At 64.8% G+C, this 17175-nt stretch carries 18 protein-coding genes; 8 read left to right on the top strand and 10 right to left on the bottom strand.

The genetic code is table 11. The features are described 5' to 3' along the window. Genes ACE3TJ_RS04665 through ACE3TJ_RS04655 form a run of 3 tightly spaced genes read right to left on the bottom strand, consistent with a single transcriptional unit; the run spans position 1 to position 3433 of the window. Positions 1-750, bottom strand: coding sequence for a pyridoxine 5'-phosphate synthase (locus ACE3TJ_RS04665; protein ID WP_374594339.1), 750 nt, complete (start codon positions 748-750; stop codon positions 1-3). Next, positions 747-1331 carry an orotate phosphoribosyltransferase gene (gene pyrE / locus ACE3TJ_RS04660; RefSeq protein ID WP_374594337.1) on the bottom strand — a complete coding sequence of 195 codons (585 nt, stop codon included), beginning with the start codon at positions 1329-1331 and terminating at the stop codon, positions 747-749. The genes ACE3TJ_RS04665 and pyrE overlap by 4 nt, the downstream gene beginning before the upstream one ends. Then, positions 1328-3433 carry a bifunctional (p)ppGpp synthetase/guanosine-3',5'-bis(diphosphate) 3'-pyrophosphohydrolase gene (locus ACE3TJ_RS04655; RefSeq protein ID WP_374594335.1) on the bottom strand — a complete coding sequence of 702 codons (2106 nt, stop codon included), beginning with the start codon at positions 3431-3433 and terminating at the stop codon, positions 1328-1330. Before ACE3TJ_RS04655 ends, pyrE begins: the two co-directional genes overlap by 4 nt. A 201-nt stretch (positions 3434-3634) precedes the next feature. On the opposite strand from ACE3TJ_RS04655, the gene ACE3TJ_RS04650 reads away from it, so the two are divergent. Further along, positions 3635-5584, top strand: coding sequence for an alpha/beta hydrolase family protein (locus ACE3TJ_RS04650; protein ID WP_374594333.1), 1950 nt, complete (start codon positions 3635-3637; stop codon positions 5582-5584). 23 nt (positions 5585-5607) lie between these two features. Here the strand turns inward: ACE3TJ_RS04650 and ACE3TJ_RS04645 are convergent, their stop codons facing one another. Together ACE3TJ_RS04645 and rpoZ are read right to left on the bottom strand one after the other, a co-directional pair. Then, complete coding sequence (locus ACE3TJ_RS04645) at positions 5608-6402, bottom strand: class III extradiol ring-cleavage dioxygenase (protein ID WP_374594331.1); 795 nt, start codon at positions 6400-6402, stop codon at positions 5608-5610. A gap of 132 nt (positions 6403-6534) precedes the next feature. Further along, positions 6535-6876 carry a DNA-directed RNA polymerase subunit omega gene (gene rpoZ / locus ACE3TJ_RS04640; RefSeq protein WP_374594329.1) on the bottom strand — a complete coding sequence of 114 codons (342 nt, stop codon included), beginning with the start codon at positions 6874-6876 and terminating at the stop codon, positions 6535-6537. A gap of 139 nt (positions 6877-7015) precedes the next feature. Between rpoZ and pnuC the strand changes: the two genes are divergently transcribed. Genes pnuC through ACE3TJ_RS04625 form a run of 3 tightly spaced genes read left to right on the top strand, consistent with a single transcriptional unit; the run spans position 7016 to position 8795 of the window. Then, positions 7016-7576, top strand: a complete 561-nt coding sequence (gene pnuC / locus ACE3TJ_RS04635) for a nicotinamide riboside transporter PnuC (RefSeq protein WP_374594327.1) — start codon at positions 7016-7018, stop codon at positions 7574-7576. After that, positions 7573-8109, top strand: a complete 537-nt coding sequence (locus tag ACE3TJ_RS04630) for an AAA family ATPase (protein WP_374594325.1) — start codon at positions 7573-7575, stop codon at positions 8107-8109. The genes pnuC and ACE3TJ_RS04630 overlap by 4 nt, the downstream gene beginning before the upstream one ends. Beyond that, positions 8106-8795: an RluA family pseudouridine synthase gene (locus ACE3TJ_RS04625; RefSeq protein ID WP_374594323.1), complete on the top strand. Its 690-nt coding sequence runs from the start codon at positions 8106-8108 to the stop codon at positions 8793-8795. The genes ACE3TJ_RS04630 and ACE3TJ_RS04625 overlap by 4 nt, the downstream gene beginning before the upstream one ends. A 14-nt stretch (positions 8796-8809) precedes the next feature. Here ACE3TJ_RS04625 and ACE3TJ_RS04620 read toward each other — a convergent pair whose 3' ends face one another. Continuing rightward, the gene (locus tag ACE3TJ_RS04620) at positions 8810-9721 is read right to left on the bottom strand and encodes a PEP-CTERM sorting domain-containing protein (RefSeq protein WP_374594321.1); all 912 of its coding nucleotides are present in this window, start codon (positions 9719-9721) and stop codon (positions 8810-8812) included. Positions 9722-9971: 250 nt separating this feature from the next. Between ACE3TJ_RS04620 and lepA the strand changes: the two genes are divergently transcribed. Then, positions 9972-11777, top strand: coding sequence for a translation elongation factor 4 (gene lepA, locus ACE3TJ_RS04615; protein ID WP_374594319.1), 1806 nt, complete (start codon positions 9972-9974; stop codon positions 11775-11777). A 72-nt stretch (positions 11778-11849) separates the two neighbouring features. Further along, positions 11850-12131 (top strand): hypothetical protein, encoded by a 282-nt coding sequence (locus ACE3TJ_RS04610; protein ID WP_121051845.1) that lies wholly within the window; start codon positions 11850-11852, stop codon positions 12129-12131. A gap of 152 nt (positions 12132-12283) precedes the next feature. Here ACE3TJ_RS04610 and ACE3TJ_RS04605 read toward each other — a convergent pair whose 3' ends face one another. Both ACE3TJ_RS04605 and ACE3TJ_RS04600 read right to left on the bottom strand, forming a co-directional pair. Beyond that, positions 12284-12679: an MAPEG family protein gene (locus ACE3TJ_RS04605; protein ID WP_374594316.1), complete on the bottom strand. Its 396-nt coding sequence runs from the start codon at positions 12677-12679 to the stop codon at positions 12284-12286. 78 nt (positions 12680-12757) lie between these two features. Further along, entirely contained in the window at positions 12758-14143 is a 1386-nt protein-coding gene (locus ACE3TJ_RS04600) for a class II 3-deoxy-7-phosphoheptulonate synthase (protein WP_374594314.1), read from the bottom strand. A 219-nt stretch (positions 14144-14362) separates the two neighbouring features. Between ACE3TJ_RS04600 and ACE3TJ_RS04595 the strand changes: the two genes are divergently transcribed. Then, entirely contained in the window at positions 14363-14980 is a 618-nt protein-coding gene (locus ACE3TJ_RS04595) for a TetR/AcrR family transcriptional regulator (protein ID WP_374594312.1), read from the top strand. Here ACE3TJ_RS04595 and gor read toward each other — a convergent pair. Beyond that, complete coding sequence (gor, locus tag ACE3TJ_RS04590; RefSeq protein ID WP_374594310.1) at positions 14977-16320, bottom strand: glutathione-disulfide reductase; 1344 nt, start codon at positions 16318-16320, stop codon at positions 14977-14979. The genes ACE3TJ_RS04595 and gor overlap by 4 nt on opposite strands. 92 nt (positions 16321-16412) lie before the next feature. Here gor and ACE3TJ_RS04585 point away from each other — a divergent pair, with 92 nt between their 5' ends. Beyond that, positions 16413-16808 (top strand): response regulator, encoded by a 396-nt coding sequence (locus tag ACE3TJ_RS04585; protein WP_374594308.1) that lies wholly within the window; start codon positions 16413-16415, stop codon positions 16806-16808. On the opposite strand, the gene ACE3TJ_RS04580 is transcribed toward ACE3TJ_RS04585, so the two are convergent. Beyond that, positions 16805-17173, bottom strand: a complete 369-nt coding sequence (locus tag ACE3TJ_RS04580) for a GFA family protein (protein WP_374599309.1) — start codon at positions 17171-17173, stop codon at positions 16805-16807. The genes ACE3TJ_RS04585 and ACE3TJ_RS04580 overlap by 4 nt on opposite strands. Between the last annotated feature and the right edge of the window lie 2 nt (positions 17174-17175).

Below are 17175 nucleotides of genomic sequence, written 5' to 3'. Positions count from 1 at the left end.
TCAGGCTCCCGCGGCGGTGGGCGTGGCGCGCGCTTCGTCCATCAGCCGCCGCATCTCGCGGATCGCGGCATCGAGGCCGATGAACACGGCCTCACCGACAAGGAAATGCCCGATGTTGAGTTCGGCGACCTCGGGAATCGCGGCGATCGCCGCCACGTTATCGAAGCGAAGCCCGTGCCCGGCATGAACCTCGAGGCCGCGTTTTGCCGCAAGCGCCGCGCCCGCGGTCAGCCGCTCCAGTTCCTCGTCGCGCGAAATGCCTTCGGTCAGCGCGTAGCGGCCGGTGTGCAGTTCGACGACGGCGGCACCGATCGCCGCCGAAGCCTCGATCTGCTCGGGATCGGCTTCGATGAACAGGCTGACACGGCAACCGCGCGCCGAAAGCCGCTCCACGAACGTGCGCAGGTTCGGCTGGTTGCCGACGACGTCGAGCCCGCCCTCGGTCGTGCGCTCCTCGCGCCGCTCGGGCACGATGCACACGGCGTGCGGCGCATGGCGCAGCGCGATGTCCAGCATCTCCTCGGTCGCCGCCATTTCGAGGTTGAGCGGCAGGTCGATCTCGTTTGAAAGCCGTGCGATGTCGTCGTCGCTGATGTGGCGCCGGTCTTCGCGGAGGTGCGCGGTGATGCCGTCCGCGCCCGCAGCCGCTGCGATCAGCGCCGCCTTCACGGGATCGGGATGCACGCCGCCGCGCGCGTTGCGGATCGTGGCAACGTGATCGATGTTCACGCCAAGGCGCAGTTTGCTCACGCGGCGGCCCTCGATCCCGGCTTCACCGCGGGCAGCGCGGCAAGGTCCTGCGGCAGCCTGTCCGCGCTGTAGGTGGGAACGTCGAGCCGGATCAGCGCGTAGAGCGGCACGCCGATGTCGGCGGTGCCGTTTGAGCGGTCCACGAGGCAGCCGCCCGCGATCACCTCGCCGCCCGCCGCTTCGATCGCCGCGATCGCCTCGCGCGAGGAGAGCCCGGTCGTCACCACGTCTTCCATCATCAGCACCTTCGTGCCCGGTTCCAGCCGGAAACCGCGGCGAAGTTCGAAGGTTCCCGAGGGGCGTTCCACGAACATCGATTCGACGCCGAGCGCGCGTGCGACCTCGTAACCGACGATGAGCCCGCCCATCGCGGGCGCCACCACCGCCTCGATCTGCCCGCGCAGCTCCGCCGGAATCTTCGCAGCCAGCGCCTTCGCCAGACGCTCGGCACGCGCCGGGTCCATCAGCACGCGTGCGCATTGCAGGTACTTCGGCGAGCGCAGGCCGGAGGACAGGATGAAATGTCCTTCCAGCAGGGCTTCGGCGGCACGGAATTCCCCAAGAACCTCTTCGTCTGTCATGCCTTCATGCGCTCCACGGATGTCACGGCGTCGGTCGCCCTTAACGCACCGATGATATTCGTGAGATGCGCCAGATTGTCCACCTCGACGTCGACGACGAAGGTGTGGAAATCACGGTCACGGTGGTGCGTGCGCATGTTCACGATGTTGGCGCCCTGCTTCGCGAGCACGCCGGTCATCGTGGCGAGGCTGCCCGTCTCGTTGCGCAGCACCGCCGAAAGCCGCACGACCGCGCCGTCGTTGTCGTCGCCCCAGCCGAGATCGAGCCATTCGCGTCCGTCCGCGTCGGCCAGCGTCGAGCAGTCGATCGTGTGCACGTCGATGCTGCCGCTCTGGCGGCGGATGCCGATGATGCGGTCGCCGGGAATCGGGCTGCAGCACTGCGCGAGGTGCACGGAGACGCCCGGAGTCAGTCCCTTGATCGAAAGCTTCGCCTTCGGGTTGCGCTTCGCCCGCCGCTTGGCGCGTGCGTTGAGGATGCGTCCCGGCAGCAGCGCATCGATCACGGCGTCGTCCTCGATCCGGTGCGCTGCGAGGCCCATCACGAGGTCGTCGCGGTCCTGCAGGCCAAGGCGCCCGAGCGCGTCCTTGATCGCCGTATCGTTCAGCTTCACGTCGAGCCGCTTGATGATGTCCGCGAGCAGGCGTTCGCCGAGCGCGGCCTGCTCCTCATGCTCCTTGTGGCGGATGAAGCGGCGGATCGCGGCGCGCGCCTTCGCGGTCACCACGAAGCTCTCCCATGTCGCGTCCGGCTGCTGGCGGGCGGAGCGCAGGATTTCCACCTGATCACCGTTCGCAAGCGTGGTGCGCAGCGGCACGACGCGCCCGTTGACCTTGGCGCCCACGGTCGTCTCGCCGATCTTGGAATGGACAGCGTAGGCGAAATCCACTGGCGTCGCGCCGCGCGGCAGCTGGATCAGTTCGCCCTTGGGGGTGAAGCAGAACACCTGGTCCTGATAGAGGCCAAGCTTGGCGTTCTCCATCAGCTCCTCGGGGCTTCCCGCCTGGTCGAGGATTTCAAGCAGATCGGATAGCCACGGGTAGCGTTCGGAGGCGCGCGCGTTCTCGTCCTGCTTGTAGGCCCAGTGCGCGGCGAGGCCCATTTCCGCCTGTTCGTGCATGGCGCGCGTGCGAATCTGGATCTCCACGCGCATCTGTTCGCCGTGGATGATCGTAGTGTGCAGCGAACGGTAGCCGTTGCGCTTCGGCGTCGAGATGAAATCCTTGAATCGCCCCGGCACCATCGGCCAGCGCTGGTGGATAACGCCGAGCGCACGGTAGCAGTCGTCTGGCCTGTTCACGATCACGCGGAACGCGATCACGTCCGAAAGCTGCTCGAACGGGATGTGCCGTTCCTGCATCTTGCGCCAGATCGAAAACGGCCGCTTCTCGCGCCCCGCCACATCGGCATCGACGCCGTGACTGCCGAGCACGTCCGTGATCTCGGCGCTGATCCGTGTCAGCTGATCGCCGCCCGCCGCGCGCAGGCGCTCCAGCCGCGTGGTGATCGACTGATAGGCTTCGGGTTCCAGCTCGCGGAACGACACCTGCTTCATCTCGTCCATGAACTCGTACATGCCGATCCGCTCGGCGAGCGGCGCGTAGATGTCCATGGTTTCGCGGGCGATGCGCTTGCGCTTCTCGGGATCCTTGATGAAGTGCAGCGTCCGCATGTTGTGCAGCCGGTCGGCGAGCTTCACCAGCAGCACGCGAATATCGTCCGACATCGCGAGCAGGAACTTGCGGAAATTCTCGGCGGCCCTCTCGCTCTCGGTCTGCGCCTCGATGCGCGACAGCTTGGTAACGCCGTCCACCAGCCGCGCGACGTTCTTGCCGAACAGCGCCTCGACCTCTTCCGGCGTCGCGACGGTATCCTCCAGCGTATCGTGCAGAATGGCGGTGGCGATCGTCTCGTCGTCGAGCTTCAGGTCGGTAAGGATGCCCGCCACCTCGATGGGGTGCGAGAAATACGGGTCGCCGCTCGCGCGCAGCTGGCTGCCGTGCGCCTTCACCGAAAACACATAGGCACGGTTCAGCAAATCCTCGTCCGCGCCCGGATCGTAGGCCTTTACCTTCTCGACAAGTTCGAACTGTCTGAGCACACGTGCCTTTCTTTCATCCTCCCGTCACTATTTGGGGGCATGGGGCAGTGCGGGGCAAGGGGAGAGTTGATTGTTTTATGCCGCTGGCGTTTTCATCGGCAAGTGCGCGCTGTCCAGAATGTTTCTGACTTTCAGTTCTTGAGTTCGCGGTGTTCTCTGTCCTTTTGTGTGAAACAGTGTGCGTTTGGGGGAAGCAGAGAAATGCGATTTCATTTCTCAAAAGTAACGCTGGCGATTTTCCTGTCTTTATTCGCGGCACGGTTCGCCGTCGCGGCTCCGCCACCTGTGGAGGTCTACGGGCAATTGCCCGGCTTCGAGATGGCTGCGATTTCCGGTTCCGGCGAACGCATCGCAGTTGTCGGCGTTGCCGCCGACGCGCGCAGGCTGATGGTTGTCGACAGGAACAACCAGCTCCTGCTCGCGGTGCCCTTGGGCGATAACAAGCTGCGCGATGTGTATTGGGCCGGGGAAGATCGGCTCCTGCTGAAAACGAGCCATACGGTTGATCTGGGGCCGGATTTCACGGCGGCGCAGGCCGAGCTCTCCTCGATCACGGTCGTGTCGCTGAGCGGCGGCGCTGTCTGGAACATTTTTCAGAAAACCAGGGAGATCACCGGCGGGGTTCGCGGCTATTACGGGGCGATCGAAAAGCAGGGCCGCTGGTACGGCTATTTCGGCGGCATCACGCTTGAGGGCAATTCAAGGGATGGGCTTCGCCTCGGAAATACGGCGCCGGAACTCTACGAAGTCGATCTCGAAACCGGCAAATACAGCCGGATTGCGCGCCGTCTGGACAGTCAGGAAATCCACCGGCGCTGGTTGCTTGATGAGACCGGGGCTGTAGCCGCGACGCTGGATTTCTCCTCGCGGCAGGGGGATTGGCAGATCAAGGCGCCGGACAATCGCACGATCGTTTCCGGTCGGGCGCCTTTCGGCGACGTCAGCCTTGTCGGCCTTGGCAGTACGCCCGGCACACTCGTTTACGGGATCGTCGATGACGAAACAGGTGATCCGCGCTGGATCGAGCAGCCCTTGGTGGGCGGGCAGGGCAAGGAAATTACGTTTGGCGAGGAGGCGCGATGGCGGCTCACCGACAGGCGTACGCGCAGGATTATCGGGCATGTCGTCGAAGGCGACGTGCCGGTGGTGCGCTTCCACGACGCCCAGCGCGAAAAGGTGATGGAAGCGACGCGTAAGGCCTTTTCCGGCAAGCGCGTCGATCTCATCGACTGGAACGACGCCTTCGATCGTCTGATCGTGCGCACGGAGGCAACCGGCGAACCGCCGACATGGTGGATCGTCGACATCAAGGCCCGCTCAGCGAAAGTGCTCGGCGTTTCCTACACGGTCAAACCCGCGGATGTCGGGCCCGTACGAATGGTGTCCTACAAGGCGGGAGACGGGCTCGAGATGGCGGGTGTTCTCACGCTGCCGCCGCACCGCGAGGCGAAGGCCCTGCCGGTGGTTGTGCTTCCGCATGGCGGCCCCGCCTCACGCGACTACCCGGTGTTCGACTGGTGGGCGCAGGCATTCGCCTCCCGCGGATACGCGGTGTTCCAGCCGAATTTTCGGGGCTCGACCGGCCTTGGAGTGGACTTTGAGCGGGCGGGGTACGGCGAATGGGGTCGCAAGATGCAGACCGACATTTCGGATGGGCTTGCCGAACTTGTGCGGCAAGGGGTCGTCGACCGGAAACGCGCGTGCATCATGGGTGCAAGCTACGGTGGCTATGCGGCGCTCGCGGGTGTCACGCTCCAGCAGGGGCTCTATCGCTGTGCCGTCTCCGTCGCGGGCGTCAGCGACGTGAAGCGCCTGTATACGACCGAGGCGCGGGAAAGCGGGTTCAACAAGACGCTGATCCGCTCGCTGAAGGCTGAGATCGGCTTCGGGCGTGATCTCGATGTCGTGTCACCGCTACGCCTTGCAGAGCAAGCGGACGCGCCGGTCCTGCTCGTGCACGGCAAGGACGACACCGTGGTTCTCCACGAACAGAGCGCGGCGATGGACCGCGCGTTGCGGAAGGCGGGGAAGCCTGTGCAACTCGTAACGCTGAAGGGTGAGGACCACTGGCTCTCGAGAAGCGAGACGCGGCTGGCCATGCTGAAGGCTGCGCTGGCCTTTGTCGAAAAGCACAATCCCGCAGCCCCCTAAACTCCCCGCTCGCGGCGAAGGGCTCAGTTAAAGCGGAAGCCCGAGATCACCGTTTCGAGAACATGCTCGCGGTAGTCGCTCTGGCCTGGCGTATCCGAGGTGCCGGCGGCGACCATCAGCGGGATCAGATGCTCCTCGCGCGGGTGGCTGGCGCGGGCGGCGGGGGCGTCTTCCCAGTGGCCGAGCTCTGCGGCGCGGGTTTCCGCATCCGCTTCCACGGCCTTGGTCAGCCAGGCGTCGAACGCATCAGAAGGCGCGGTGAAGCGGGGGTCGCCGTAGCCGCGCATGTTGTGGAAGCTCATGCCCGAGCCGACGATGAGCACGCCCTCATCGCGCAAGGGTGCGAGCGCGCGGCCCGCCACGAGGTGAAGCGCGGGATCGAGGCTGAGATCGACCGACATTTCGACGACCGGTATCGCCGCGTCGGGAAAGGCGACCTTCAGCGGAATGAAGACGCCGTGATCGAGGCCGCGCTCCGCGTCGATCGTCGCCGGCAGTCCGGCACCGCGTAAAAGCGCCGAGGCACGCGCCGCGAGTGCGGGGTCGCCGGGTGCGTCGTAGCGCAGTTCGTAGGTGTGCGGCGGGAAGTTGTAATAGTCGTAGACCAGCGCCGGGCGTTCCGCCCCGGTGAAGGCAAAGCCTTCCGTTTCCCAATGGCCGGAAACGACGAGGATCGCACGGGGCCGTGCGGGCAGGGTTGCCGCGATGCTCAGGAGATACGCCGCCATGCCGCGCCAGATTCCGCGCGGGTCGTCCATGAAGAAGCACGGGCCGCCGCCGTGCGGGATGAACAATGCGGGCTGCCTGCTGTGTTGCATGAACACGATGTGGGGCGCGGTCAGCGCTTTGCAAAGCGCTGATTTCGCAATCCCGCGTTGCGCGCACGGCAACGCGCACAAACGAAAACGGCGGGGAAGGCCCCGCCGTTTCAGTTCACTGCTTCGTCCCGATCAGTCGTAGTCGGGAACGATCGGCGTCGGCTTGGGCGGCGCGGCGGCGGTGAGACGCAGTGCTTCGGCGCTCTCGGCGAGGCTGCCGATCTCGTCCACCGTGTCTTCGTCGTCCACGATCACGCGCTGCATACCCGAAACCAGCGCCTCGTTCAGCTGCACCGGCTTCACGGTTTCTTCGGCGATCTCGCGCAGCGCGACGACCGGATTCTTGTCGCGGTCGCGATCGAGGGTTAGCTCTGCGCCGCTCGAAATCTGGCGCGCGCGCTGGCCTGCGAGCAGCACGAGTTCGAAGCGGTTGGGAACCTTGTCTACGCAATCTTCGACGGTGACGCGCGCCATCGGGCAAACTCCAGCAAAAAATCGGGAAATTCGTAAGGGCCGCGATGTAGGCGTGCGCGCAACAGGAGTCAAGGAAAAGCCCCGATCCAGACGTTTCGGCGCATTGCACGGGGCGCGGCGAATGCTATGCGGGAGGCGGATGTCCGCCGTCGAAATCATCGCTGCCCTGCTCGGCCTTGCCAATGTCGCGCTCGTCGTCCGGCGCAGCGTTTGGAACTATCCGTTCGGCATCGCGATGGTCAGCCTGTACGGAGTGGTATTCTACGAGGCGCAGCTTTACAGCGATGCGCTGCTGCAGATTTTCTTCCTTGTTCTCAATATCTACGGCTGGATCAGCTGGCGTCGCGTGCAGCAGCGCGATGCCGTTCCCGTGCGCTGGATGGGGCTTCGCGGCAATGCCGTCGTGATTGCGGTCACGGCGGTCCTCTGGTTCCTGTGGTCGAGCGTGATGCACCGTTTCACGGATGCCGCCGCGCCCTATGTCGATGGCGCGGTCGCCTGCCTCAGCGTGGCCGGCCAGATCCTCATGGTACGGCGCTTCGTGGAGAACTGGATTTACTGGATCGTCGTCAACATGCTCGCGATCGGGCTGTTCTGGTGGCGCGATCTTCCCGTCACGTCGGCACTTTATACCGTGTTCCTCGGCCTCGCCTTCGCCGGGCTCTTCCAGTGGCGCCGCGCCGCGGCGGTGGCGGCATGAAGCGGCCCGCGAATGTCGTTCTCCACGGCCCCGAAAGCACGGGGAAGTCGACGCTCGGCGCCCGGCTTGCGGCGCACTATGGCACGCGGCTGATACCCGAATACGGGCGTCTTTACTGCGAGGTGCGTGGCAGCGAAACTGATGCCGACGATCTCGTTTCTATCATGCACGGTCATGTCGCGCTCACGGAGGCCGCGCGGGACGATGCGGCGGCGCAAGGTGCGCGCCTCGTCGTCTCGGATACCGATCCGCTGATGACCGCGGCGTGGGCGATGATGGGGCTCGGGCACCGCCTGTCGGCGCTCGATGCGTTCACAGATGTCGGCGATCTTTACCTGCTGATGGCGGACGATATCCCGTGGGTGGACGACGGCGTCCGGCTGCATCGCACGCCGCAGGCGCGTGCGCGCTTCATGGACCTGTCGCGAGAGGAGCTGGAACGGCGCTCGGTGCCGTGGGTGCTTGTTTCCGGCGACGCCGAGCAGCGGTTCGCCGCGGCGGTCGCGGCGATCGCCTCCGCCGGGATCGCATGACGGCGCTGCCCGTCCTTCACATCGATGCGCACATGCTGGTGATCGACAAGCCGGCGGGGCTTGCCGTGCATCCGGGGCCGAAGACACCGCACAGTCTGGAGGAACGCCTCCGCGAACTCACCTTCGGCTTCCATCGCCTGCCGCAACCCGCGCATCGGCTGGACCGCGACACCTCCGGCTGTCTTGTGCTCGCACGGCATCCAAAGGCCGCGAAGCGCCTCGGTCAGCTTTTCACCGACGGGCGCATCACCAAGACCTATTTTGCGCTTCTGGATGGGGTGCCGGAGCAGAGCGAAGGCCGTATCGACGCACCGCTCGCCAAGGTTTCGAGCGCGGAGGCGGGCTGGCGCATGGTCATCGATCCGGCCGGCAAGCCTGCCGCCACGCGCTGGCGCCTGCTCGCTGCGCACGAAGGGCAGGCGCTCATCGCTTTCTTCCCTGAAACCGGCCGTACCCACCAGATCCGCGTCCACGCCGCACATGCGCTCGCGCCGATCGCGGGCGATCCGGTTTATGGGGATGGGAAGGGCCCGATGCGGCTGCATTCGGCGGGCCTCGTCATCCCCTACCGTGATGAAGCGCCCGTCTCCGTCAGCGCGCCGCTGCCCGAAAGCTGGCCGCTGTGGGCACGTGAGGCGACTATAAATGAGAAGGGGCCGCCCTTTCGGGCGACCCCTTCCGCGTGACGAGACTGTAAGTCTTAGGCCTTGCGGCGACGACGGGCTGCCCCCAGCCCGAGGACACCGAGACCGAACAGCGCCAGCGCAGCCGGTTCCGGCACTTCGCCGATCGGCGGCAGGTCGAGACCGGTGAAGCCGTAGCCGAACGCCCAGTCGCCGTCGTTGTCCTGCGTGTACGAGTAGGCTTCGACGCCCACGGAGATGAACTCGGAGAACAACCCGCTGAGCGTGCGCGCCGCGCCGATGTAGGTGGTGAACTCAACCGACTCGCCCATGGCGAGATCGCCGAACGAGAAGATGAAGTAACCGCCGAGATCGCCCGTGGCGTCCGTCGCGTTGGTGTCAGCCGCAACGCCGCCGTACGTGCCGCGGAGGACCATGGGATCCGGAGCGGCGAACGGGTTGAGTGACGTGTGCAGCACCTTGCCGCCGGGGCCCGAAGGCGTGCCGCCGTAGATCGAGGTGAAGTCGTCCGAGAAGTGGCCCGGGGGCACGTCCCAGTCGAGCGTGCGGGCGTAACGGATGTCCGTTGCGTCGGCGCCGGTGTCGTTGGTGATCTTGATGTCGATGCGGAACAGCGTGCCGCCGTCGACGGGCGAGTACGTGTGCGTCACGGTGAGGCCGTTGGTGCTCACCGTCGACTTGGCGCTCGACGCCGTCACGTCGGAAATCGCGGACGAGTCAAACGTGTTGCTGCCGCCGTAGGTGTAGGTGCCGGTGCCGTTGGCAGCGACGCCCCAGCCTTCGCAGAGGCAGCCCGGCGTGATGGCGTCGCCGACGCCGGAAAGATTGAGGCCAACGCCGCCCGAACCAAGGCCGCCGTCGTCGAACAGGCCCATGGTGACATTACCGTTGGTAAGTGTCGTCGCCTGGGCGGTGCCCGCAATCGCGAGCGAGGCGCAGGCCGCCAGAATTGAGGTCGTGTAACGCATGATCTTATCCCCTCTGTGTTTCTACGCACACCGGGCGAAACACTGCCGGGTGGACACAAACGTCGAAAACGGAGGAAAGCATAACGCGTGCCAAATCGGTGTCTGCGCCAACAAGTCACGGATTTAGGCCCTGTTTTTTCGTTTCGTAAATGGCTAAGCGATTTTGCGTACAACAAGTATGTAAAAAACGGCGACAGTGGCACGGCCCTGCGCTTGCCGAAGGCGCCCGCGCCCCCTAAGTGGCCCTCCCATGACCGATCTCGCGCACATCCGTAATTTCTCGATCATCGCCCACATCGACCACGGCAAGTCGACGCTGGCCGATCGCCTTATCCAGCGCACCGGCGGGCTCACCGACCGCGAGATGTCGGAGCAGGTGCTGGACAACATGGATATCGAGCGCGAGCGCGGCATCACCATCAAGGCGCAGACCGTGCGCCTCGAATACACGGCGAAGAACGGCGAGACATACACACTGAACCTCATGGACACGCCGGGCCATGTCGATTTCGCCTACGAAGTCTCCCGCAGTCTCGCTGCGTGCGAAGGCGCGCTGCTCGTGGTGGATGCCGCACAGGGTGTCGAGGCGCAGACGCTGGCGAACGTCTATCAGTCGATCGAGCACGACCACGAGATCGTGCCCGTCATCAACAAGATCGATCTGCCTGCCGCCGACCCGGAGAAGGTGAAGGCGGAGATCGAGGACATCATCGGCCTCGATGCGTCGGAGGCCGTGCTCGCCAGCGCCAAGTCCGGCATCGGCATCGATGATGTGCTCGAAGCCGTCGTGAACAAGATCCCGCCGCCGAAGGGCGACCGCGACGCCCCGCTCGAAGCGATGCTGGTCGATAGCTGGTACGACCCGTACCTCGGCGTCGTCATCCTCGTGCGCGTGGTGAACGGTGTCATCCGCAAGGGGCTCAACATCAAGTTCATGGCCGGCGGCACCGAGCACCTGATCGACCGCGTCGGCTGTATGCGGCCCAAGATCGAGACGCTCGACGAGATTGCGGCTGGCGAGATCGGTTTCATCACCGCGCAGATCAAGGACATCTCCGAAACCCGCGTCGGCGACACCATCACGACCGTGAAGAACCCGGCGAAGGCTGCGCTCCCCGGCTTCAAGGAAGTGCAGCCCGTGGTTTTCTGCGGTCTGTTCCCGGTCGATGCGGCGGATTTCGAGAAGCTGCGCGACAGCATTTCGAAGCTGCGCCTCAACGACGCCTCGTTCAGCTTCGAGATGGAAACCTCCGCCGCGCTCGGCTTCGGCTTCCGCTGCGGCTTCCTCGGCCTCCTGCACCTGGAAATCATTCAGGAACGGCTGACCCGCGAGTACGACCTCGATCTCATCACCACCGCGCCCTCGGTCGTCTACCGGATGCACATGACGGATGGGACGGTGCAGGAACTGCACAATCCCGCCGACTATCCTGACGTCGTGAAGATCGATTTCGTCGAGGAGCCGTGGATCGAGGCGGTGATCTACGTGCCGGACGAGTATCTCGGCTCGCTCCTGAAGCTGTGTCAGGATCGCCGCGGCATCCAGAAGAACCTCACCTACGTGGGTGGGCGCGCGCAGATCACGTACGAACTGCCCTTGAACGAGGTCGTGTTCGATTTCTACGACCGCCTGAAGTCGATCAGCCGCGGTTACGCCAGCTTCGATTATCACCAGATCGGCTACCGCGAGGGCGACCTCGTCAAGATGTCGATCCTCGTCAACAACGAGCCTGTCGACGCGCTCAGCATGATCGTCCACCGCGGCGCGGCGGAAGCGCGCGGCCGCCACATGTGCGAGCGGCTGAAGGACTTGATCCCTCGCCACCTGTTCAAGATCCCGATCCAGGCGGCGATCGGCGGCAAGGTCATTGCGCGCGAAACGATCGCAGCGCTCCGCAAGGACGTCACCGCCAAGTGCTACGGCGGCGACATCAGCCGCAAGCGCAAGCTCCTCGACAAGCAGAAGGAAGGCAAGAAGCGGATGCGCGAGTACGGCTCGGTCAGCATCCCGCAGGAAGCCTTCATCGCCGCGCTCCGCATGGGCGACGAGGGGTAGGCTGTCAATTTAGGACAGTTGACAAGTTTTTCATCGGGGTCAGAGTGGGCGCTCTCCGAAGAGGGCTTCCTGATGCCGAGATACAGCGTCCTGCTCTGCGCGCTTGCCATGCTCGCAGGGATCGCGGTGACCGCGTCCCCGGTGTTCGCGATGCCGCATCAAGGCGCGCAAACGCTCACGCCGCAGATTTACCGCCAACGCTGCCTGTTCTGCCACAAGAGCGCTGCGCCCGAAGGTGTCGCCCCCGAAATCCTCGTCGGCCTCAATCCGCCGCCAGGCGTGAAGCCCGCCGATGTGATGCCGAACATCAAATGCTGGCGCCGCTGCGAGAAGTGCTGGCCGCAGCGGAAATAGGGACGCTTCCGAAATAGGAAAACCTGTGCCAGCCAGGGGCGGTGCCTGCTCAAGTGCTTCCAATATCGCAGACGCGCGCACCCGCCGTGGAATTGAATTTCCGCGTCTTTGCCTCAACTTCCTCAACTTCGTACCGTTTCGGGACAGGCCGTTCAGCCCATCAGCAGCGCGGAGAGCACCAGCACCACACCGGCCAGAGAGGTGAGCCACACCAGCGTCCGCAGCTTGGGAATGCCCGCGGCATAGAGCGGCAGGTAGATCAGCCGCGCCCAGAAATAGAGGTGGGCGCCAAGCTCGGTCTTCCAGCCCAGCCGGTCCGCCGCGACCGTCGCCAGCAGTACCGCCGCGAACAGCGGGAAGGTCTCGAAGAAGTTCGCCTGCGCCCGCGCCAGCCGTCCGGCAAGCGGCTTCAAGGGCGGCATCTCGGCATCGCGCGCGCCCATGTTCCATTCGATGCCGTACTGCGCGGTCTTGACGTTCACGGCCCACAGGATGTGGACAAGGCCCAGCACCACGGCTGCACCCAGCAGATAAAGTTCGATCGGCATGGTGACCCCTCCCCCTTGGAAGGGGCGGACGATCCCTTATTCAGCGCCGCTTCGCAAGCGGGCGGAAAGGTGAGGGGGTCAGGCCGCCTGGTTCCGTGCGGCGAGGTCAACCTCGGCCTTGATGCATTCGGCAAGCAGGAAGGCGAGTTCAAGGCTCTGGCCGGCGTTGAGGCGCGGGTCGCAGTGCGTATGGTAGCGGTCTGCAAGCGCCTCGTCGGTGATCGCCATGGCGCCGCCGGTGCATTCGGTCACGTTCTGGCCGGTCATCTCGGCGTGGATGCCGCCCGCGTGCGTGCCCTCGGCGCGGTGCACCGCGAAGAAGCCGCGCACCTCGGCGAGGATGCGGTCAAAGGGCCGCGTCTTGTAGCCGCTGGCCGACTTGATCGTGTTGCCGTGCATCGGGTCGCACGACCAGACGACATGGCGCCCTTCGCGCTTCACGGCGCGGACGAGCGGCGGCAGGCCGGCTTCCACCTTGTCGTGCCCGAAGCGGCTGATGATCGTGATGCGCCCCGGCACGTTATCTGGGTTCAGCGTGTCGATCAGGCGGATCAGCGTGTCCGGCTGCAGGCTCGGTCCGGCCTTCAGGCCAAGCGGGTTGCCGACGCCGCGCAGGAACTCGATGTGCGCCGAGCCTTCGAAACGCGTGCGGTCGCCCACCCACAACATGTGCGCGCTGGTGTCGTACCAGCGGCCGGTGAGCGAATCCTGCCGCGTCATCGCCTGCTCGTAGCCAAGCAGCAGCGCCTCGTGGCTGGTGTAGAAGTCCGTGCCCTTCAGCTGCGGAACCGTTTCCGGGCTGATGCCGCACGCTTCCATGAAGGCAAGCGCGTCGCCGATGCGGTCGGCGACGTCCTTGTATTTTTCGGCCCAGGGCGAACGGCCCACGAAATCGAGGTTCCACTTGTGAACCTGATGCAGGTTCGCAAAGCCGCCCTGCGCGAAGGCGCGCAGAAGGTTGAGGGTCGCGGCCGATTGCATGTAGGCGCGAAGCATCCGCTGCGGGTTCGGCTCCCGCGCCGCACTTTCGAAGGTGATGTCGTTGACGATGTCGCCGCGGTAGCTCGGCAACGAAACACCGTTCAGCTCTTCCATGTCCGCCGAGCGGGGCTTGGCGAACTGCCCGGCAAGGCGGCCCACCTTCACCACGGGCATCCGGCTCGCGAAGGTCAGTACGACCGCCATCTGCAGCAGCACGCGGAACGTGTCGCGAATGTGGTTCGGGTGGAACTCGGCGAAGCTTTCGGCACAGTCGCCGCCCTGGAGCAGGAAAGCCTTGCCCGCCGCGACATCGGCGAGCTGGGCTTCAAGCGCGCGCGCCTCGCCCGCGAAGACGAGCGGCGGATAGCTCGAAAGCTCGCTTTCCACGGCCGCAAGTGCTGCCGTGTCTGGATAGGCGGGAAGCTGCCGCGCTTCGGAATTGCGCCAGCTGGCCGGGGCCCAGGATCGCTCGGACGTCTTCATCGCGCGCCTTTTGACGTGTCACTTCAAGGAGCGCAAGCAATGCTTTCTTGGGGATCGGATGCCTCTTCTGGCCGCTTTGGCGCAGCGTTTTTTCCGTCGTGGTTAACGCTCTCGTAACAATTCATCGCAAAAGAAGGGGCTAAGACAATGAATGCACTTGATATTAACCATTGATGCGTACATTGTTCACATGTTCCGGGGGGACGAGGGAAAACTCCGATGCTGAAACAGTCGCCGGTTTTTGAACGCAAGGCTCCAAGCAGCTACCATCACGGCAATCTTCAGGAGGCGCTGCTGAACGCCGGATTGGAGCTACTGGAACGGAGAGGCTGCGCAGAGCTTGCGCTGCGCGAAGTCGCCCGCGAGGTCGGGGTGAGCCCCGCTGCCGTCTACCGTCACTATACCTCGAAAGAGGCGCTGCTCACCGCGATGGCCATTGAAGGCTTCAAGCGCCTCACGGCCGTGCAGATCGAGCCGGTTTCGAATGCCGTGGTGACGCCGGTGCGCTTTGCCGACATGGGTCGCGCCTATGTTCGCTTCGCGGTCCGCAATCCCGCGCTGTTCCGCCTGATGTTCAGCGACCAGATCGATTCCAGCCGCGATGCCGCGCTGATGTTCGCGATCGAACCCCTCACCGCCAACATAGAGGATGCCGTCGCCCGTCTCGCGGGGCCGCGCTTCTCGTCCGCGATGCGGCGCAAGGCGGCGCTCCGCGCCTGGTCGCTCGTGCACGGTCTGTCCATGCTGCTCATCGACGGCCAGCTGCGCATCGCGCACAGCGAGGTCGACCGCATGATCGAGGCCGTCGTCGACCCCAATCACGCGCTCGCCATCTAACGCATCAAGACGAGTTCTTCCGCCATCGTCGGGTGAACGGCCACGGTTTCATCGAGCTGCGCCTTGGTGAGCCCGGCCTTCACGGCAATGGCGAGCGGCTGCATGATCTCGGCCGCCTCCGGCCCAATGATGTGCGCGCCGAGGATGCGGCCGGAAGCATCGTCGACGACAAGCTTGTAAAGCGACCGCTCCGTGCGACCCGCCAGCACGTTCTTCATCGGCCGGAAGTCCGAGGCATAGACGCGCACCGAGCCATACGCATTGCGCGCCTGCGATTCCGTGAGGCCGACGGCCGCGATCGGCGGATGGCTGAACACGGCGGACGGGATGCAGCTATGGTCGACCCGCCATGGCTTGCCGCCGAACACAGTGTCGGCGAAGGCATGGCCCTCGCGGATCGCGACGGGGGTCAGCTGCACGCGGTCGGTCACGTCGCCGACCGCGTAGATGTTCTCGATATTGGTGCGGCTGTCCGCATCGACCTTGATTGCGCCGTTTTCGGCAAGTTCAACGCCGATCGCCTCGAGGCCCAGCCCGGCACTGTTTGGCGGGCGGCCGACTGCATAGACGAGGAGGTCGGTTTCGATCGGCGCATCCTTGCCGGCATGAACGAGGAGGCTGCCGTCCGCCTGCTTCTCGACCTTGCGGAACGGCGCGTTGAAGCGGAAATCGATGCCCTTTGCAGTGCTGATCGCCTGCAGGCGCTCGGCAAGCTGCTGGTCGTATTCGCGCAGCAGACGGTCGCCGCGCAGGAGCAGCGTCACCTTCACGCCGAACGCATTGAAGATACCCGCGAATTCGTTGGCGATATAACCGCCGCCGGCGATCACCACGCGCTTCGGCAGCGCTTCGAGATGAAACACTTCGTTCGAGGTGATGCCGTGCTCGGCGCCTTCGCAGTCCGGGAGGCCCGGCCGCGCACCGGTCGCGATCAGGATCTTGTCGGCGGTGACGGTCTTGTCGCCGATCCGAACCGTGTGCGCGTCCTCCAGCACGGCGCGGCCGTTAAGGATCGTCACCTTCTGGCTTTCGAGCGTCGAGATATAGGCCTTGTTGAGCCGGTCGACCTCCGAAAGCACGTTGTCGCGTAGCGTCGCCCAGTCGAAGCGCTTCGCCTCCACCGTCCAGCCAAAGTTGCGCGCATCTTCAAGGTCTTCGGCAAAGTGCGCGCCGTAGACGAGCAGCTTCTTCGGCACGCATCCGCGAATCACGCACGTGCCGCCGACGCGATACTCCTCGGCGATGGCCACGCGCGCGCCGTAGCCCGCGGAAATCCGGGCCGCGCGCACCCCGCCGGAACCGGCGCCGATGACGAAGAGGTCGTAGTCGTATGCGTTCATATTTGCGGTCCGGCCCTTTGTGGCGGTAGATTACGGCTGTGTAGCGATTGGCGGACACATCCGGCAACGTCTACGGGGGAAGGTAGGGTGAGATGACAACGGTCGCAACGGCGCCCCAGGACATACCTGCCCGGCGCAAGGTTCTGCTGGTGGAGGATTCTCCGCTTGTCGCTATGTCGCTCGAAACACTGTTCGAGGACATGGACTGGGAGATGCAGGGGCCGGCCACCCGGCTCGAGGAGGCGCTCGCGCTTGCCGAGACGACGGACGCCCATATCGCGCTCCTTGATGTGAACCTCGACGGCGAGATGAGCTGGGCGGTCGCGGACGTGCTCAAGACCCGCGGCGTCCCGTTCGTGTTCGCCACAGGGTACGATGGTGCATCGATGTTGCCGGAAGAACACTGCGACGCGCGGCTCGTGAGCAAGCCCTTCCAGATCGCCGAGCTTGAGGTCCTGCTGCGCGAGATTGTCGGCGAGGATCTCTAGCCGAGACGTTCCCGTGCGGCTTCCCAGTTGCGGCCGTCGAAGGCTTCCACCGCGAACGTCAGCGATGCGTAATCATCGAGACAGCGTGCGTTGACGCTGTACCCGTCCGGGTGTGAGCGCGGCACGTAGAAGCTCTTGATGCCGCAGGTCTTGCAGAACAGGTGCCGTGCGACACCCTCGCCGAAGCGATATTCGCCGAGATTATCGCTGCCGGAAAGCAGCCGGAACGTATCCTTCGTGACGATCAGGTGCAGGAATCCTGTCGCCGAGCACATCGAGCAGTTGCAATCGAGCAGTGGGATCGGTCCGTCCGCCACATCCACGGTGAAGCGCACGGCCTTGCAGTGGCAGCCGCCGGCAAGCATCG

Source organism: Sphingosinicella sp., assembly GCF_041916975.1.
Lineage (GTDB): Bacteria > Pseudomonadota > Alphaproteobacteria > Sphingomonadales > Sphingomonadaceae > Sphingosinicella.
This window is presented reverse-complemented; position numbering and strand designations above follow the sequence as displayed.

What these genes read in the sequence shown, in the direction of transcription:
- ACE3TJ_RS04650 (WP_374594333.1), top strand. Translation starts at nt 3,635, where the DNA reads ATGCGATTTCATTTCTCAAAAGTAACGCTGGCGATTTTCCTGTCTTTA.
- rpoZ (WP_374594329.1), bottom strand. Translation starts at nt 6,876, where the DNA reads ATGGCGCGCGTCACCGTCGAAGATTGCGTAGACAAGGTTCCCAACCGC.
- ACE3TJ_RS04605 (WP_374594316.1), bottom strand. Translation starts at nt 12,679, where the DNA reads ATGCCGATCGAACTTTATCTGCTGGGTGCAGCCGTGGTGCTGGGCCTT.
- pyrE (WP_374594337.1), bottom strand. Translation starts at nt 1,331, where the DNA reads ATGACAGACGAAGAGGTTCTTGGGGAATTCCGTGCCGCCGAAGCCCTG.
- ACE3TJ_RS04645 (WP_374594331.1), bottom strand. Translation starts at nt 6,402, where the DNA reads ATGCAACACAGCAGGCAGCCCGCATTGTTCATCCCGCACGGCGGCGGC.
- ACE3TJ_RS04580 (WP_374599309.1), bottom strand. Translation starts at nt 17,173, where the DNA reads ATGCTTGCCGGCGGCTGCCACTGCAAGGCCGTGCGCTTCACCGTGGAT.
- ACE3TJ_RS04595 (WP_374594312.1), top strand. Translation starts at nt 14,363, where the DNA reads ATGCTGAAACAGTCGCCGGTTTTTGAACGCAAGGCTCCAAGCAGCTAC.
- ACE3TJ_RS04610 (WP_121051845.1), top strand. Translation starts at nt 11,850, where the DNA reads ATGCCGAGATACAGCGTCCTGCTCTGCGCGCTTGCCATGCTCGCAGGG.
- lepA (WP_374594319.1), top strand. Translation starts at nt 9,972, where the DNA reads ATGACCGATCTCGCGCACATCCGTAATTTCTCGATCATCGCCCACATC.
- pnuC (WP_374594327.1), top strand. Translation starts at nt 7,016, where the DNA reads ATGTCCGCCGTCGAAATCATCGCTGCCCTGCTCGGCCTTGCCAATGTC.
- ACE3TJ_RS04600 (WP_374594314.1), bottom strand. Translation starts at nt 14,143, where the DNA reads ATGAAGACGTCCGAGCGATCCTGGGCCCCGGCCAGCTGGCGCAATTCC.
- ACE3TJ_RS04630 (WP_374594325.1), top strand. Translation starts at nt 7,573, where the DNA reads ATGAAGCGGCCCGCGAATGTCGTTCTCCACGGCCCCGAAAGCACGGGG.
- ACE3TJ_RS04620 (WP_374594321.1), bottom strand. Translation starts at nt 9,721, where the DNA reads ATGCGTTACACGACCTCAATTCTGGCGGCCTGCGCCTCGCTCGCGATT.
- gor (WP_374594310.1), bottom strand. Translation starts at nt 16,320, where the DNA reads ATGAACGCATACGACTACGACCTCTTCGTCATCGGCGCCGGTTCCGGC.
- ACE3TJ_RS04585 (WP_374594308.1), top strand. Translation starts at nt 16,413, where the DNA reads ATGACAACGGTCGCAACGGCGCCCCAGGACATACCTGCCCGGCGCAAG.
- ACE3TJ_RS04625 (WP_374594323.1), top strand. Translation starts at nt 8,106, where the DNA reads ATGACGGCGCTGCCCGTCCTTCACATCGATGCGCACATGCTGGTGATC.